Here is a 17,163-nt window from a genome sequence, read left to right as displayed (position 1 = left end):
TGCTTTTCGGCCCGGTGATTTCAGGTAGTCGATCGGGCACGATGTGCAGATGACGCCTGATGAGCTGCTCGACGTGTTCCACCGCCGGATCCGGTTGCCGGACGCCGACGCGATCCCCGGCTGGAAGCAGGAGCACGACGGTCCTGTACACCGCTCATACGTCGAAGATGCTGAGGGGGCGGGCTTCGTCGAGACACCGCGCGGGCTGGGCGACGACCCGGACGCGGTGATCGCGAAAGAGGTGGCGTTCTTCCGGGAGCGCGGCCTGCCGTTCGAGTGGAAGACGTACGCGTACGACGAACCGGCCGACCTTGGTGAGCGGCTGGTCCGGGCCGGGTTCACGCAGGAGGAGCCGGAGACGCTGATCCTCGGCGAGGTGGACCGGGTCCTGGAGAGGCCGTCCGCGTTGCCGTCGAAGGTACGGCTGCGGGAGGCCGACGGGCCAGGCGACTACCACCGGATCGGCGTACTCACCGACGCGCTGTGGCACAACGGTCCGGAACGGATCGTCGAGCGGCTCGCGGGGGAGGCGCGGATGTTCCCGGACCGGTTGTCGGTGTTCCTGGTCGAGGACGCGCTGCGAGGCCCGGACGGCCCCGCCGTGTCGGCGGCCTGGATCCGGTTCCACCCGGGCACCGGGTTCGCGAGCTTGTGGGGCGGCGGGACGCTGCCGGAATGGCGCCGGCAAGGCCTCTACAGTGCACTGCTCGCCCACCGAGCCCGCCTCGCGAAGGAGCGCGGCTACGAGTTCCTCCGCGTCGACGCTTCCGAGGCATCCCGACCCATCCTGCAAAAACTCGGCCTGTACGGGGTCACCACCACCACGCCATACCAGTGGACACCGTGACTTGGACATGGCCCTGACCTGCGGAACGACCGGTTGAGGCTGTACGTTGCCGTCATCATGGCCCTGAAAATCGCTTCTCGCTTCCGCCGGCTGCTGCAGCGCCCCGGCTCGATCGATCTCGGCCCGTACGAGCGGCTCACCCAGCTGGTCGGCGAGGCGGAGGAATCGGTCGTCTCCCTGACCGACGAAGAGCTCACCGAGGCGGTCGCGGAACTGCGCACCACCGGCGGGCTGCACGAGGACGAGCAGATCGAGTTCCTCGCGCTGGCCCGGGACGCGGGGAAGCGGGCGATCGGCGAGCGCGCGTTCGACGGCCAGGTCGTCGGCGCGCTGGCGATGCTGCAGGGCCGGGTCGTCGAGATGGCGACCGGTGAGGGCAAGACGCTGGCGGGCGCGATCGCGGCCGCCGGGTACGCCGTGGGCGGCCGCAGGGTGCACGTGCTGGCGGTCAACGACTACCTGGCCAAGCGCGACGCCGAGTGGATGGGCCCGGTGTACGAGCTGCTCGGCGTCACTGTGTCGCACGTCGGCCAGGCGTCCACGCCGGAAGAACGCCGCGAGGCGTACCAGGCGGAGGTCTGCTACGTCCCGGTCAGCGAGATCGGGTTCGACGTACTGCGGGACCGCCTGGTCACCGACGTCGCTGACCGGGTCACCGTCGAGCCGGACGTGGCACTCGTGGACGAGGCCGACTCGGTCCTGATCGACGAGGCCCGGGTCCCGATGGTGCTCGCCGGTGCGACCCGGAACGAGGCGCTCGACGACGACGTCGTCCAGCTCGTCCGGACGCTGCGCGCGGGGGTCGACTACGAGATCGACGGCGACGGCCGGACGGTCGCGCTGACGGATCGCGGCACCGACAAGGTCGAGAAGGCGCTCGGCGAGGACGTCAACCTGTACGACGACGAGCACCTCGACACCCTGACCCAGATCAACGTCGCGCTGCACGCCGAGGTGCTGCTGCGCAAGGACGTCGACTACCTGGTCCGCGACGGCAAGGTCAGCCTGATCAACAACAACCGCGGCCGGATCGCCAAGCTGCAGCGCTGGCCGGACGGTCTGCAGGCCGCGGTCGAGGCGAAGGAGGCCGTGCCGGTCAGTGACTCCGGCGAGGTGCTCGACAGCATCACCGTGCAGGCGCTGATCAAGCAGTACAAGTCGCTGTGCGGCATGACCGGTACGGCGGTCGTCGTGGGGGAGTCGCTCCAGGAGTTCTACGACGTCGAGGTCGCCGTCGTACCGCCGAACAAGCCGAACATCCGCAAGGACGACCAGGACCGGTTGTACCTGACCGTCGACCAGAAGAACGACGCACTGGTCAAGCACATCGGCGAGGTGCACGAGACCGGACGGCCGATCCTGATCGGGACGCACAGCGTCGAGGAGTCCGAGCAGCTGAGCGACAAGCTCGCGGCGGCCGGGATCGAGCACGTCGTACTGAACGCGAAGAACGACGCCGAGGAGGCGGCGATCATCGCGGAGGCCGGTGTGCCGGGGACCGTGACGGTGTCGACGCAGATGGCCGGGCGCGGTACCGACATCCGGCTGGGCGGCAAGGACGAGACCCACGACAAGGACAAGGCCATCGAGCTCGGCGGCCTCTACGTCGTCGGCACCGGTCTGCACGCGTCGCGGCGGCTGGACGACCAGCTGCGCGGTCGCGCCGGACGGCAGGGTGACCCGGGCGGGTCGCTGTTCTTCGCAAGCCTCGCCGACGAACTCGTCACGCGGTACTCCGTTTCGTCCGGCCTCCGCCCGCACCCGGACGACACCGGCCGGCTCACGGACCGCAAGTCGCTCGGTGTGCTCGAGCACGCCCAGCGGGTCGCGGACGGCGCGAACGCGGAGCTGCACCGTACGACGTGGCAGTACAACCGGCTCACGGGACAGCAGCGCGCGATCCTGCTCGAGACCCGCGAGAAGGTGCTGACCGAGGACCTGGCCGCGGACGAGCTCGCCGAGCGCGCCAAGGAGCGGTACGACGAACTGGTCGACGAGGTCGGCGAGGACGTGGTGAAGGCCGCGGCGCGGCGGATCGCGCTACGGCACCTGGACCGCCGCTGGACCGACCACCTGGCCTACCTGGCGGACCTGCGGGAGGGCATCCACCTGCGGTCGCTGGCCGGCGGCATCGTGCACCTGAAGCCGATCGACGAGTTCAACAAGTCGGCGATCGCGTCGTTCGACACGCTCATCGAGGACGCCTGGAAGGACGCGGCCGAGACGTTCGCGGACGCGGAGATCACCTCCGACGGGCTGAACGAGGAGAGCAGCGGGATCCCGCGGCCGACCGCGACCTGGACGTACCTGGTCAACGACAACCCGTTCGGCACCGAGGCGGACCGGATCCTCGGCCGGCTGCGGAACGCGATCAAGCCCGAATCGGTCTCGGAGGCCGAGGAGATCCTCCCGGAGGAGTTCGACGAGGACGACCTGCCCGAGGAACTCCGCGACGCCGACGACTCCGACGATGCTGACCTCCCCGAGGAACTCCGGGCCGCCCCCGACGACGCTGACGACGCTGACGACGCTGACGACGCTGACGGCGCAGACGACGCTGACGACGCGGGCAAGGGCTCCAAGAAGTAGAGCGCGGACGCCCAGGCCATCACAATCGCCGGCGGCGGACCGGCCTGAGCGTGCGCCTGCCGGCTGCGTGCAATTGTGATGGCCTGGGCGTCCCTTCGACTTTGGTCTAGGTGCGGGCAGCCGTCGGCCCGATGCAGGGCGGCGGCTCGGTGGGCGACGCTCTCGTCATGCCCAGCACGCACAGAGGTCCCCGGCTCCTCGTCGTCGACATCGCTCTCCCGCTTGCGCTCTTCTACGGTCTGCGGGCGCTCGGCGCGAGTGACCTGACTGCGCTGCTCGTCGGCATCGTCCCGGGCCTGATCAGTTCGGCGGTGTCGCTCGTGCGCACCCGCCGTACGGACCTGGTCGGGATGGCGGTCGTGCTGAGCATGGTGGCGAGTTCGGTGGTCGCCGTGCTGGGTGGAGACGCGCGGCTGCTGCTTGTCCGCAACGCATGGATCAGCCTGCCGTTCGCCGGCATCACCTTGTGGTCGCTGCGGCACCCGCAGCCGCTGACCTACATCGTCACGCTGGCGATGATGCCGCGGCGGGCGCGCGTGATGGAGCAGCTGTGGGAGACGAACGCGCGGTTCCGGGAGGCGTGGAAGTGGATCACGGTGTTCTGGGGGATCGCGACGATCATCGACGGGATCGTGCGGATCGTCGTGGCGTACACGTTGCCGATCTCCGTCGTACCGGCCACCGACCCGGTGATCACCGTCGCCACGATCGTCGTACTGCAGGTCCCGACGATCGTGTTGCTCCGGCGCAGCGGCACATGGCACCTCGTGTTCGCCCCTCGGCGGCCTACAGTCGGGTGAATGACGGACGACAAGCTGTCACAAGAGCGCATGCGTGAGTTGCTGGCCTCCGGCGAGGCGACGCCGATGCTCGCCGGCCTGGAAGTCGGTCCGACCTGGTACGCCGACCGCTGGTGGTACATCCCGACCGAGGCCGCGGAAGACGCCGACTACCAGCCGGCCGACCCGGAGAAGTCCGAGCGGTTCGACCAGCTCCGGCGCCGGGCGGAAGCCGTCGAGCGCGTACAGGCCGAGCTGGACGGCAGGCAATGAGCCCGCGGGCCGAGCTGCGGGAGCCGAGCCGGGACGAGCTCGTCGCGGCGCAGCAGGTGGTGGATCTGTTCGCTGCGGAGGCACTGCTCGCGATCGACCGGTACGAGCAGGCGTTTCCCGCGGGCGCGCCCGACAAGGAGCGGCGTACGGCGGACCGGCTGGCGTATTGGTGGCGCAAGCTCGAGCTGGACGACGCACGCCTGGATCCGGAAGGAACGGACGCCGAGCAGATCCTGGTGGCGGCGGCCGATCTGGCCCTCGACCCGGAGAACCAGTGGGGCCTGAGCCTCGAGGAGGCGTCCGCCCAGGCGGTCAACCGGGCCGCGATGGACGGCCGGACGATGCCGACCACGGCCATCGCGGACCTCCGGAAGGACTTCGCCGACGCGTACGGCGGGCGGGTGGAGCTGCCTGCGCGGGACGATGAATGGCTTGCGCAGTCGCTGACCCGGCTGGCGCGTGCGAGCGTCCTGCGGGACGTGGTCGCGGAGGGCGCGCAGGTCCGCGTGAGCGAGCCATTGCGTGCCGCGGCCGACGAGCTGGTGCGGCAGGGGCAGCGACTGATGGACGACCGGCTCGATCTCGCGCGGCGTCAGGAGACTCCGATCAGCCCGCGCCCGATGTTCGCCCGGCAGGCGAGGAACTTCTCGATGTTGTTCGCGTACAGCTCGGGTGTGGAGCTCACCGGTGCCCCGCTGTGGGCCGACCTGTTGATGAAGACGCCCGCGGTCGCGCTGTACCTCAAAGAATCCCGCGACAACTGGCGGGACTACGACCACGCCGTCGCCACCCAGCTCGACCCCGCCCAGGCCCAGCTCCGCTCCGTCCGCACCGACCTCGCCAACACCCTCGACACACCACCGCCAGTAAACCGCCGCGACGCCCGAGCCCTCCGCAACCCCCACAACCGCCCAGCCGGCCCAAGCAGATAACCCACCCCACCCACCGCGCGCCTCGCCACCACCACGGCGGGTCGGGTGCTGGGAGTCGGCCGGCGGTTGCCCGGCTTTGCGGAAAGAATATTGCGGTGGGTGGCGAATTCTTTCCGCAAATCAGCGGTCCACCTCGGTTGTGCTTGGGGTGTCGGTGCGGGCGGATAGGCTCTTCGGGTGAGTGATGGGTTGTTCGATCTTCCGGGGGCGCCGGCGCCGGCTCGTGGTGGTGGGAGTCTGGCGGACGCGGACCACACCGCGGCTCCGCTGGCGGTGCGGATGCGGCCGCGCAGTCTGGACGAGCTGGTAGGCCAGCAGCACTTGCTGGCGCCCGGCTCGCCGTTGCGTCGGCTGGTGGAGGGCGACCAACCGATGTCGCTGCTGCTCTGGGGTCCTCCGGGGACGGGCAAGACGACCATCGCGGCGGTGGTCTCGCACCAGACCAACCGCAAGTTCGTCGAGCTGTCCGCCGTCACCGCCGGTGTGAAGGACGTACGGCAAGTGATCGACGCAGCACGCCGGGACCTGTCTCGCGCGACCGGTGCGGTCGAGACCGTACTGTTCATCGACGAGGTCCACCGCTTCACGAAGGCTCAGCAGGACGCACTCCTGCCGGGCGTCGAGAACCGCTGGGTGACCCTGGTCGCCGCGACCACCGAGAACCCGTTCTTCTCGGTCATCTCACCACTGCTCTCTCGCAGTCTGCTGCTGACGCTGGAGTCGCTGACCGACGACGACATCGCGCTCCTGCTGGACCGGGCGCTGGCCGACGAGCGCGGGCTGAACGGCGAGTTCGAGTTGGCCCCGGACGCGCGGGATCACCTGCTCCGCATGGCCGGTGGCGACGCCCGCCGGGCGCTCACCTACCTGGAAGCCGCCGCCGGCGGCGCCCGCGCCAAACACGAACAAGCCCTCAAGTACCAGCAAGCCACCGAGACCCCGGCGACCGACCCGACCGACTCGACCGACTCGACTGAGCCGACCGAGCCGGTCGAGGCAGCTGAGCCGGCTCGGGCGGTGATTGATCTGGTGACGCTGGAGACGGCGGTTGACCGGGCTGCTGTGCGGTACGACCGGGCCGGCGACCAGCACTACGACGTCACCTCGGCGATGATCAAGTCGATCCGTGGTTCGGACGTCGACGCGGCGATGCACTACCTGGCCCGGATGATCGAGGCGGGAGAGGATCCGCGATTCATCGCGCGCCGGTTGGTGATCTCGGCCAGCGAGGACATCGGCATGGGCGACCCGACCGCGCTCGGCGTCGCGATCGCGGCCGCCGAGGCGGTGCAACTGATCGGCATGCCCGAGGCGCGGATCAACCTGGCCCAGGCCGTCGTCGCGCTGGCGCTGGCGCCGAAGTCCAACGCGGTGATCATGGCCGTCGACGCGGCGATCGCCGACGTGAAGGCGGGCAAGGTCGGCCCGGTGCCGCCGCATCTGCGGGACGCGCACTACGCCGGCGCGAAGAAGATCGGCCACGGCTCGTCGTACCAGTACTCCCACGACGACCCGCGCGGCGTCCTCCCGCAGCAGTACGCCCCGGACGTGATCGACGGCACCGACTACTACAAACCCACCCGCCGCGGCGGCGAAGCGGCCTACGCCGACCGCGTCGCCGCCATCCGCAAGATCCTCCGCGACCGCAAATGAGCCGCGGGTGAACCGCAAAAGCGCCGCAAAGGCGCCGCCGGATGAGCCGCGGATGAGTCGTACGGCGGACCACGTCGACGCCTTCAACCTGGCGGTGACGACGGGTGACTGGGACACGTTCGCCGATCGGTTCGCCGCGGACGCGACGATGCGGTTCGTCGGGGTCCCGGTCGGGCCGTTCGAGGGGCGGGCGGCGATTGCGGCGGCGTACCGGGAGAATCCGCCGGGGGAGACCATGGTGCTGCTCGAGGACGGCGACGAGCGGGCGCGTTTCCGCTGGTCAGGTGGTGGAACCGGTTCGATGGAGCTGCGCTGGGCGCCGGACGGAGCCGTTCAGGCACTTACCGTGAGCTTCGATTGAAGGCTCCGAGTCGGTAAGCTGCTTCTCGGCCTGGGGGCGGAAGGTATTGGTTTTGAGGCAGCCCCATCCCCACAACGGTCCACGGCATCTCCGCAAGCGTCCGCCGGTGCTCAAGCTCGGTGCAGGCGCGGCAGCGGTCGCTGTGCTGGCCGCCGCGGTGTTCCTGTTCCCGTTCAGGTCCCAGCACTCGGAGTCCGTCCAGGTACCGCAGGCCGGCAGCTCGTTCACTCCGCCGATCGATCGGTCGGACGGTACGACGCGGTCGACCACGCGCCCGTCGCTTCCGGTCGGAAAGCCGCTGAACCCACTCGCACCGCGGACCAGCGCAGGCTCCACGTCCAACACGCCGCTGACCGGCGCGGGCACGAACAACCCGACCACCGCGGACCCCACGACCGGAACCCCACCCGGCACCCCCTCAACAAGCACCACGTCACCCACCCCGTCATCCACCTCCTCGTCACCCGCCCCAGCGTCAGCAAGTACCCCGGCGACGACCACACCGACGACGCCGACGGCAACGACCCCGACGACCGGCACGCCGACCCCGTCACCCAGTACGCCGACACCGACTGCGAGCACCGCCGTACCGTCGGCAACGCCCAGCACCACACCCAGCAGCACGCCGGCGGTCGTCTACCGGGACTGCGCCGAGGTCCGGGCCGCCGGGAAGGCGCCGCTGTACCGCGGCGATCCCGGTTACACCCCGGAGCTCGACCGCAATGGCGACGGAATCGCCTGCGAACGGGGCAACTCCTGACCCTCGCGAGGCGGTTTGGTGAGGGACTGTGATGTGAGGGATGGTGTCCTGGAGCGGAGTGCTACAGGGGCGCGCGATAAGGTCGGGCGGTCCACAAAGTCGCACAGAGTTCGCGACAGGTCGCATGAGGTCGCTACGGAAGGTGGATCGTTTCCATGAGCGTCGGTGAAGTCGCGGGGCTGATAGCCGCCTGCGCGCTGCTCATCCTGGTGGGCCTGCTGGCCTATCCGATCCTGAAGCTCGGCAAGGTGTTCGACGAGACCCGGATCATGGTGAAGGGCGTCTCCGACTCCAGCATCCCGCTGCTCGGCGAGGTGACCACCACGGTGGCGACCACGAACGCCCAGCTGGCGAAGGTCGACACGATCACTGACAACGCGACCACCGTGACGACGAACGCGGCCGCGCTGATGTCGCTGTTCTCGGCCACCGCCGGCGGCCCGCTGGTGAAGGCGGCCGCGTTCAGCTACGGCGTCCGCCGGGCACTCGGTGAGCAGCAGCGCAAGGACGTGTCGCGGCGCGTCAAGCAAGAGATGAAGGCCGAGCGGAAGGCGCGGAAGCGGTGAAGCGGATCTTCTGGCTGATCGTCGGGATCGCCGTCGGTGTGTACGCCGTGACCCGGCTGAAGAAGCGGGCCCAGCTCCTCGCTCCGGACAATGTCCAGGAGTCCGCGGCCAAGCTGGCCGCCGCGGTCCGGCACTTCGGCGACCAGGTCCGCGAGGGCATGGCCGAGCGGGAAACCGAGCTGCGCGACGCACTGGGCATCGAGAACGCATCCCAGACTGATTCGACACAGCGTGAGGACTACCGGTAACACCCATGGAAACCAGTGAGATCAGGCGGCGGTTCCTGCAGTACTTCGAGGACCGGGGCCACACCGTGGTGCCGAGCGCGCCGCTGCCGTCGCCGGACCCGAACCTGCTGTTCAACGTCGCCGGCATGGCGCAGTTCGTGCCGTACTTCGTCGGCCAGCAGACCCCGCCGTACCCGCGCGCGACCAGCGTGCAGAAGTGCGTCCGGACCCTCGACATCGAGGAGGTCGGCAAGACCACCCGGCACGGCACCTTCTTCCAGATGAACGGCAACTTCTCCTTCGGCGACTACTTCAAGGAAGACGCCGTCAAGTTCGCCTGGGAGCTGGTCACCAAGCCGCAGAACGAGGGCGGCTACGGCTTCGACGAGTCCGTCCTCTACGCCTCGGTGTACTACGAGGACGACGAGGCGATCGACATCTGGAAGCGGGTCGCCGGGCTGCCCGACGACCGGATCGTCCGGCTCGGCATGAAGGACAACTTCTGGTCGATGGGCATCCCGGGCCCGTGCGGCCCGTGCTCGGAGATCCTGATCGACCGCGGCCCGGAGTTCGGCGCGGACCGGGACTGGGAGGCGGGCGACCGCTACCTGGAGTTCTGGAACCTGGTCTTCATGCAGAACATCCGCGGTGAGGGCGGCGGCAAGGACGGCTACCCGATCCTCGGCGAGCTGCCGAAGAAGAACATCGACACCGGCCTCGGTCTCGAGCGCGTCGCGTACCTGCTGCAGGGCGTCGACAACATGTACGAGATCGACGAGATCTACCCGGTGATCGAGAAGGCGACCGAGCTGACCGGCCGCAAGTACGGCGCGGAGCACGAGGACGACGTACGGTTCCGGGTCGTCGCCGACCACGTGCGCAGCGCGCTGATGCTGATCGGTGACGGCGTCACGCCGGGCAACGAGCAGGGCGGTTACGTCCTGCGCCGCCTGCTGCGCCGGGCGATCCGGTCGATGCGCCTGCTCGGCTACGAGGACCCGAGCCTGGTCGAGCTGCTCCCGGTGAGCCTGGAGCAGATGAAGAAGTCCTACCCGGAGCTGGTCACCGACTTCGGCCGGATCAGCCAGGTCGCGTACGCCGAGGAGGAGGCGTTCCGCCGTACTCTCACGGCCGGTACGACGATCTTCGACGTGGCCGTGCGCGACACCAAGGCGAGCGGTGCGCACCAGCTCGAGGGTGCGAAGGCGTTCCAGCTGCACGACACGTACGGCTTCCCGATCGACCTGACCGTCGAGATGGCGGCCGAGCAGGGCCTGAACGTCGACACCGAGGGCTTCCGCTCGCTGATGAAGGAGCAGCGCGAGCGGGCCAAGGCCGACGCGCGCGCCAAGAAGGCCGGTCACGCGGACACCTCGGGGTACCGGGAGCTGCGGGAGAAGGGCGTCACCGAGTTCACCGGGTACCAGGAGCTCTCCAGCGACTCCCAGGTCCGGGGCCTGCTGCGCGAGGGCGCGGTCGCGCCGTTCGCCGAGCAGGGCGAGACCGTTGAGGTCGTGCTCGAGAAGACCCCGTTCTACGCCGAGTCCGGCGGCCAGATCGCGGACGAGGGCCTGATCCTCGGCGACGGTCTGAAGCTGAAGGTGCTCGACGTGCAGCGCCCGGTCAAGGGCCTGATCGTGCACAAGGTCGAGGTCGTCGAGGGCGTACTGCGGGCCGGCGACAACGTGCACGCCGCGGTCGACCACGAGTGGCGGGTCTCGGCCTGCCAGGCGCACTCCGGCACGCACGTCGTGCACGCCGCGTTGCGCCAGGTGCTCGGCCCGAACGCGTTGCAGAGCGGTTCGTACAACAAGCCAGGTTACCTGCGGCTCGACTTCGCGTGGTCGTCGGCGCTGGACCCGGCGACCCGGTCCGAGATCGAGGAGGTCGCGAACCTCGCCGTACGCAAGGACCTTCCGGTGTCCGCGCAGTACATGACACTGCCGGAGGCTCGCGAGTGGGGTGCGCTGGCGCTGTTCGGTGAGACGTACGACGAGCAGGTCCGTGTGGTCGAGATCGGCGGCCCGTGGTCTCGCGAACTCTGTGGTGGCACGCACGTGAAGCACTCGTCGCAGGTCGGCGCGCTCACCGTCACCGGTGAGTCGTCGGTCGGCGCCGGGGTCCGGCGGATCGAGGCGTTCGTCGGCATGGAGGCGCTGCACTACCTCGGCCGCGAGCGGGCGCTGGTCCGGCTGCTCAGCGAGAACTTGAAGGCGCGCCCGGAGGAGCTGCCCGCCAAGGTCGCCGACCTGGCCGAGCGGCTGCGGGTGGCCGAGAAGGAGCTCGAGCGGATGCGCGCCGCGCAGGTGCTGGAGGCCGCGGCCGAACTGGCCAAAGAGCCGAAGGACGTCTTCGGTGTTCAGTACGTCGGCCACCGCGCACCCGACGGCGTGAACGGCGGCGACCTGCGCAAGCTGGCGCTGGACGTTCGCGGCCGGATGCCGAGCGACAAGCCGGCCGTGGTCGCGGTGCTGAGCGTGAACGACGGCAAGCCCGGCGTGGTGATCGCGCTCAACGACCTGGCGCGCGACTGGCGGTTGAAGGCCGGCGACCTGGTCCGGATCGCGGCCGAGAAGCTCGGCGGACGCGGCGGCGGCAAGGACGATGTCGCGCAGGGTGGCGGCACGGACGCGGCCGGTGCCGACGACGCCCTGAGCGCCGTCGAGCACGCGATCGGCCACCAGGTCACCGGTTAGAGATGAGCCGGCGATGAGGACGGGCGTGCGGATCGCGCTCGATATCGGCGACGCCCGGATCGGCGTCGCGAGCAGCGATCCGCACGGAATCCTGGCCACCCCTGTGGAAACCGTCCGGCGTGGGCCCGGCGATCTGGATAGGATCGCGGCACTCGCCGCCGAACTGGAGGCGTTCGAAGTCGTGATCGGGCTGCCGCGCTCCCTGTCCGGGGGCGAGGGACCGGCCGCGGTGAAGATCCGGGAGACGGCGGAGCAGGTGCGGGACAAGGTACTGGTGAAGAACTCGGGGACGACGGTGCGGCTGGTGGACGAGCGGTTCACCACGGTCACCGCCGAACGGATGCTGCGGGAACGGGGAAAGAAGGGCTCCAAGCGACGGGCAGTGGTCGACCAGGCCGCGGCCGTCGTGATTCTGCAACATGCGCTCGACCTGGAGCGCGAGACCGGCAACCCACCCGGGAGGCCCCTGTGAACGGACCATCGGTGGACGAACAGCTCAACGAGGGCGAGCGCGGCGACGACCTGGGCGCCGGCCTCGGGCTGCGCCCGGAGACCCGCGTGGAGCGCCGCGCCAACCGCCGCCGCACGCGCGGCCGGCGCGCCTTCGGCTGCTTCGCCGGCCTGATCTCGCTGCTCGTCGTCGGTGCTCTGGTGGCCGGCGCCGTGGTCGGCTTCGGAAAGGGCAAGGACGCGCTCGAGGGACTCTTCTCCGCTCCTGACTACGAGGGCGCGGGCACCGGCACTGTGGTCGTCGAGATCACCAAGGGCCAGGCGACCGCGTCGATCGCGGACACCTTGGAGAAGAAGGAAGTCGTGAAGAGCGCCCGCGCGTTCGAGCGGGTGGCCCGCGACGATCCGCGGTCGCTGCAGATCCAGGCGGCCACCTACACACTGCGCAAACACATGTCGGCCAAGGCCGCTCTCGACCTGATGCTGAACACCGCCGAGTCGGTCCGGGTGGCCCGGGTCAGCGTCCCGGCCGGCAAGACCAAGGCCGAGGTCGCGTTGATCCTGCAGGGCTCGAAGATGAAGCTGCCGGCCGGCGCCGCCGCCACGGCCCTCGGCAAGCCGGCCTTGCTCGGTCTTCCGTCGTACGCGCACAACAACGCCGAGGGCTTCCTGTTCCCGGGGACGTACGACGTGCCGAAGAACGCGAACGCGTACACGATGCTCAAGCTGATGACCGCCCAGTACGCGAAGACCGCGGCGTCGCTGAACCTCGTGAAGTCCGCGACGAACAAGAAGCTGGACCCCTACCAGGCGGTCATCGTGGCCAGCATCATCGGCGCGGAGACGAACCGGTCGGAGGACTACGCCAAGGTCGCGCGAGTGATCTACAACCGGCTGGCGGCCGGGATGCCACTGCAGATGGACTCGACGATCCACTACGTGGTCGGCCGGGACGGCGGTGTCTTCACCACGCCCGAGCAGCGCGCGAACCCGTCGCCGTACAACACGTACAAGCACAAGGGCCTGCCGCCGACGCCGATCAACTCGCCGACGCGCGACGAGCTGCGGGCGGCGATCAACCCGGCGCAGGGCTCCTGGAAGTACTTCACGCTGATCAACCTGGACACCGGCGAGACCGCGTTCGCGACCACGGCCGAGGAGCACCAGGCGAACGTGAAGAAGCTGCAGGGCTGGTGCCAGGCCCACAAGGGCAGGTGCTGATTGACCCGGTGTGCCGTTCTAGGGTCGCCGATTGCGCACTCGTTGTCGCCGGCGATGCACCGGGCCGCGTACGCCGCGCTCGGGCTGGACTGGGGGTACGACGCTTTCGAGATCGAGGAGGACGAGCTCCGCGGATTCGTGGCGGCGCTCGGTGACGACGTCCGCGGGCTGTCGCTGACCATGCCGCTGAAACGGGTCGCGCTCGACCTGGTCGACACGGTCGATCCGGTCGCGGAGCTGATCGGCGCGGCGAACACGATGCTGTTCGAGCCGGACGGATCCCGGTCGGCGCACAACACCGACGTACCCGGGCTGGTGAACGCGTTCGCCGAGCGGGGCATCACCGCCGCCGACTCCGCCGTCGTCCTCGGCGGCGGCGCGACGGCCGCGTCGACGCTCGCCGCCCTGCGCGGGCTGCGGGTCAGTGAGATCACGGTCGTCGTCAGGGACGTCTCGAAGACCGACCGGTTGCTCGATCTGGCCGCGGAGCTGGGATTCCGGACGTCGGTCGCGGACTTCTCCCAGGTCGAGCAGATCGGCGGCTTCGACCTGTGCATCTCGACGCTGCCCGGTGGCGCGGTCGACCTGTGGGCCGAGCACTTCGCGGCCGTGGCGCCAGTGGTGTTCGACGTCGCCTACCACCCCTGGCCGACCCAGCTCGCGATCGCGGCGCACCGGATCGGTACAGAGCTGTTGAACGGACTTGACCTCCTCGTGCATCAGGCGACCCTCCAGGTGGAGATGATGACGGGGAGGTCGCCGGCTCCTCTGGCGGCCATGAGGGCTGCTGCGCGTGAGGAGCTGGGGGATCGTGAGCCTGCTTGACCGTCGTACCGTTCTGATAGCCGGCGTCGCTGTCACCTTGGCCGGCTGCGGTGACTCGAAGGACTCCGGCAGCACACCGAGCCCGACTCCGAGTGCAACGGCACCAAGTTCGACGACACCACCTGCCAGCACGACCGTCCCCACGACGACGCCGAGCTCAACCCCGAGCACCTCAGCACCCACGCTGACCTCGACCGCACCCAACTGGAACACCTTCGCGAGGTCCTTGAAGGGTCGCGTCTACCTGCCCTCGACCTCCGGGTACGCCGCCGCGCATCAGCTCTTCAACCCGCGCTGGGACAGCGTCCGCCCGAGGGCCGTGGTGAAGGCCGCGGACCCCGCAGACGTGCAGAAGGCGATCAACTTCGCCCGTACCAACAAACTCGTGCTCGTCCCGAAGAGCGGCGGTCACTCGTACGTCGGCGCGTCGACGATCGCGAACGGTCTGCAACTCGACGTCGGCGCGCTGAAGGGCATGAGCTACGCGAACGGCGTACTCACCGTCGGCGCCGGGGCCCGCCTGTACGACGTCCACGCGTTTCTCGACCGCTACGGCCGCTCGCTGCCGACCGGCACCTGCCCGACCGTCGGCGTCGCCGGCCTGACGCTCGGCGGCGGGATGGGGATCCACACGAGGACCTACGGCCTGACGTGCGACCGCGTCATCTCGATGAGCGTGATCACCGCGGACGGCAAGGCACACAACGTCAGCGCGAGTTCGGAGTCCGATCTGTTCGTCGCGTTGCGGGGGAGCGGCGGCGGCAACCTCGGCGTGGTCACGTCGTTCCAGTTCGCGACGATCCCGGCGACCAAGCTCGGCTTCTTCCGGCTGACCTGGCCGGAGTCGCAGGCGGCGGCCGTCGTCCGCGGCTGGCAGAAGTTCGCGCAGAGCGCGCCGACCACGGCCTGGGGCAACCTGCACATCGATGCCAAGAGCAACGGAACGCTGTCGATCCGCGTGCTCGGCGTCTCCACAACCGGCAATGCGACGGCGGCGGCCGCGCAACTGGAGTCGTTCGTCGGCGCGAAGGCCTCGGTTCGGACGCTCTCGGTGAAGTCGCATCTGGAGGCGGTCAAGTACCTCGGCGGCGGTACGACGAGCCCGCGCCAGGGGTTCCTCGCCGGTTCCGACGTACTCAAGGGGTCGATGGACGCGGCGACGATCACCGGTCTGCTCGGCGCGGTGAAGGCGGCCGCGCGCGCCGGTACGCCGGCGTCGGCCATCCTCGACCCGCTGGGCGGACAAGCCTCGAAGGAGCCGGCCGGAGGCTCGTCGTGGCCGTGGCGTGGCGCGCTGGCCGTGGTCCAGTGGTACTCCTCGGCGCAGGGCAAGACCGCGCAGACCTTCATCGCGAACGGCCACAAAGCGGTCCGCCCGTACTCGGCCGGCGGCTATGTGAACTACGTCGAGGCCGGACGGGCGGTCAGCTCGTACTACGGCGCGAGCGCGGCCAAGCTGCAGGCCGCGAAGAAGAAGTACGACCCGACCAACTTCTTCCGCACGCCGTACACCCTTATCTAGCTTAGCTACTTCGCCCTGAAAAAGTCGCGCGTGGCGGTTCCGGATCGGCGTGATGTTGAGCGAGATGATGGCCTCGAACCCTTGGGCTAGAAGGGATCGAGGCCATCGTGCTCAGAACTGTAAACGATCAGCCGACGTTGTGGGATTCGATTCTGCCGGTTGAGTTGCTGGTGTTGCCGGATGAGTTGGCGCGGGTGGATGGTCTGCTGGACGATCCGGTGTTCTTCGCTCCGTTCGCGCCGTTCTTCGACGCCAGGATCGGTCGCCCGTCGATTCCGATGGAGACCTACCTGCGGTTGATGTTCTTGAAGTTCCGTTACCGGTTGGGCTATGAGTCGCTGTGCCGGGAGGTGGCCGACTCGATCTCGTGGCAGCGGTTCTGCCGGATCCCGCTGGGCACCCGGGTGCCGCATCCGACCACGCTGATGAAGATCACCACGCGGTGCGGGGATGGCGCGGTGGCTGGGTTGAACGAGGCGCTGCTGGCCAAGGCCGCGGCGGCGAAGCTGTTGCGCACTGACAAGGTCCGCGCCGACACGACCGTGGTCGAGGCCGATGTCGCCTATCCGACCGATTCAGGCCTGCTGGCCAAGGCGGTCGGCAAGATCGCCCGCACGGTCGAGCGGGTCAAGGCCGCCGGTGGCGCGACCCGCACCCGGTCACGGGACCGGCGCCGGGCCGCGGGACGACGGGCACGGTCGATCGCGAGCAAGCTCAAGCTTCGTGGCGCACAACAGCGTGACGAGGCCCAGGCGGCGGTGCGGCGGATCACCAGCGAACTGGCCGACTTGGCCGAGGCGGCCATGCGCGACGCGGACGCTGTCGTCCGGAACGCGCGCAGGGCTCTGCGCCGGGCCACCGGGCAGACCAAGGGCCGGCTGTATCGTGCGCTGGACGAGCTGACCACGACCCTGGAACGCGCCGACCGGGTGGTCGCGCAGACCCGGACCCGGCTGGGCGGCGAGGTGCCTGACAGCGCGACCCGGCTGGTCAGCCTGCACGACCCGGACGCCCGGCCGATCCGCAAAGGGCGTCTGGGCAAACCGGTCGAGTTCGGCTACAAGGCCCAGATCGTGGACAACGCCGACGGGGTGATCCTCGACCACACCGTCGAGATCGGTAACCCCGCGGACGCGCCCCAACTGGCCCCGGCGATCGAACGGATCACCCGCCGCACCGGCCGCGCACCGCGCGCGGTCACCGCCGACCGCGGCTACGGCGAAGCCAGTGTTGAACGCGATCTGCACGAACTCGGCGTCCGCAGCGTCGCCATCCCTCGCAAGGGGAAACCCGGCACCGCTCGCCGCGAGTTCGAGCATCGAAGAGCCTTCCGCGACAAGGTCAAATGGCGCACCGGATCAGAGGGCCGGATCAACCACATCAAACGCAGCTACGGCTGGAACCGCACCGAACTCACCACCATCACCGGCGCCCGAACCTGGTGCGGATACGGCGTCTTCGC

The 17,163-nt window shown here is 69.4% G+C and carries 16 protein-coding genes; all 16 read left to right on the top strand.

The window, feature by feature from the left end:
* Positions 1-49: 49 nt before the first annotated feature.
* Complete coding sequence (locus EV651_RS31235; protein WP_133788857.1) at positions 50-847, top strand: GNAT family N-acetyltransferase; 798 nt, start codon at positions 50-52, stop codon at positions 845-847.
* Between the two features lie 57 nt (positions 848-904).
* Positions 905-3,436 (top strand): accessory Sec system translocase SecA2, encoded by a 2,532-nt coding sequence (gene secA2, locus EV651_RS31230; protein ID WP_133788856.1) that lies wholly within the window; start codon positions 905-907, stop codon positions 3,434-3,436.
* 110 nt (positions 3,437-3,546) lie between these two features.
* The gene (locus EV651_RS31225) at positions 3,547-4,236 is read left to right on the top strand and encodes a VC0807 family protein (protein WP_133788855.1); all 690 of its coding nucleotides are present in this window, start codon (positions 3,547-3,549) and stop codon (positions 4,234-4,236) included.
* On the top strand, positions 4,237-4,488 hold the full coding sequence (locus EV651_RS31220) for a hypothetical protein (RefSeq protein WP_133788854.1): 252 nt from the start codon (positions 4,237-4,239) through the stop codon (positions 4,486-4,488).
* Positions 4,485-5,420 carry a hypothetical protein gene (locus tag EV651_RS31215; protein ID WP_133788853.1) on the top strand — a complete coding sequence of 312 codons (936 nt, stop codon included), beginning with the start codon at positions 4,485-4,487 and terminating at the stop codon, positions 5,418-5,420. Before EV651_RS31220 ends, EV651_RS31215 begins: the two co-directional genes overlap by 4 nt.
* A 177-nt stretch (positions 5,421-5,597) precedes the next feature.
* Positions 5,598-7,073: a replication-associated recombination protein A gene (locus EV651_RS31210; protein WP_133788852.1), complete on the top strand. Its 1,476-nt coding sequence runs from the start codon at positions 5,598-5,600 to the stop codon at positions 7,071-7,073.
* Positions 7,074-7,080: 7 nt separating this feature from the next.
* Entirely contained in the window at positions 7,081-7,434 is a 354-nt protein-coding gene (locus EV651_RS31205; protein WP_202870593.1) for a nuclear transport factor 2 family protein, read from the top strand.
* A 106-nt stretch (positions 7,435-7,540) separates the two neighbouring features.
* Complete coding sequence (locus tag EV651_RS31200; RefSeq protein WP_133788851.1) at positions 7,541-8,194, top strand: excalibur calcium-binding domain-containing protein; 654 nt, start codon at positions 7,541-7,543, stop codon at positions 8,192-8,194.
* 155 nt (positions 8,195-8,349) lie between these two features.
* Entirely contained in the window at positions 8,350-8,760 is a 411-nt protein-coding gene (locus tag EV651_RS31195) for a DUF948 domain-containing protein (protein WP_133788850.1), read from the top strand.
* Positions 8,757-9,008, top strand: a complete 252-nt coding sequence (locus EV651_RS31190) for a DUF6167 family protein (RefSeq protein ID WP_133788849.1) — start codon at positions 8,757-8,759, stop codon at positions 9,006-9,008. Before EV651_RS31195 ends, EV651_RS31190 begins: the two co-directional genes overlap by 4 nt.
* A 5-nt stretch (positions 9,009-9,013) precedes the next feature.
* The gene (alaS, locus tag EV651_RS31185; RefSeq protein ID WP_133788848.1) at positions 9,014-11,683 is read left to right on the top strand and encodes an alanine--tRNA ligase; all 2,670 of its coding nucleotides are present in this window, start codon (positions 9,014-9,016) and stop codon (positions 11,681-11,683) included.
* Positions 11,684-11,696: 13 nt separating this feature from the next.
* A complete protein-coding gene (gene ruvX, locus EV651_RS31180) occupies positions 11,697-12,155 on the top strand; it encodes a Holliday junction resolvase RuvX (protein ID WP_130388439.1) in 459 nt (152 codons plus the stop codon).
* A complete protein-coding gene (mltG, locus tag EV651_RS31175; protein WP_238157304.1) occupies positions 12,152-13,354 on the top strand; it encodes an endolytic transglycosylase MltG in 1,203 nt (400 codons plus the stop codon). Before ruvX ends, mltG begins: the two co-directional genes overlap by 4 nt.
* Positions 13,355-14,179: a shikimate dehydrogenase gene (locus EV651_RS31170; protein WP_133788847.1), complete on the top strand. Its 825-nt coding sequence runs from the start codon at positions 13,355-13,357 to the stop codon at positions 14,177-14,179. It abuts the gene before it with no gap.
* Complete coding sequence (locus EV651_RS31165; RefSeq protein ID WP_133788846.1) at positions 14,166-15,701, top strand: FAD-binding oxidoreductase; 1,536 nt, start codon at positions 14,166-14,168, stop codon at positions 15,699-15,701. The genes EV651_RS31170 and EV651_RS31165 overlap by 14 nt, the downstream gene beginning before the upstream one ends.
* A 107-nt stretch (positions 15,702-15,808) precedes the next feature.
* Positions 15,809-17,163, top strand: a 1,355-nt coding sequence (locus tag EV651_RS31160; RefSeq protein ID WP_370353655.1) for an ISNCY family transposase, incomplete at its 3' end; no start/stop codon positions are given.

The sequence above is a fragment of the Kribbella sp. VKM Ac-2571 genome, assembly GCF_004362255.1.
Taxonomy (GTDB): Bacteria; Actinomycetota; Actinomycetes; order Propionibacteriales; family Kribbellaceae; genus Kribbella; species Kribbella pratensis.
Note: the sequence above shows the minus strand (reverse complement) of the source record. Positions and strands in the feature narration are given on the sequence as shown.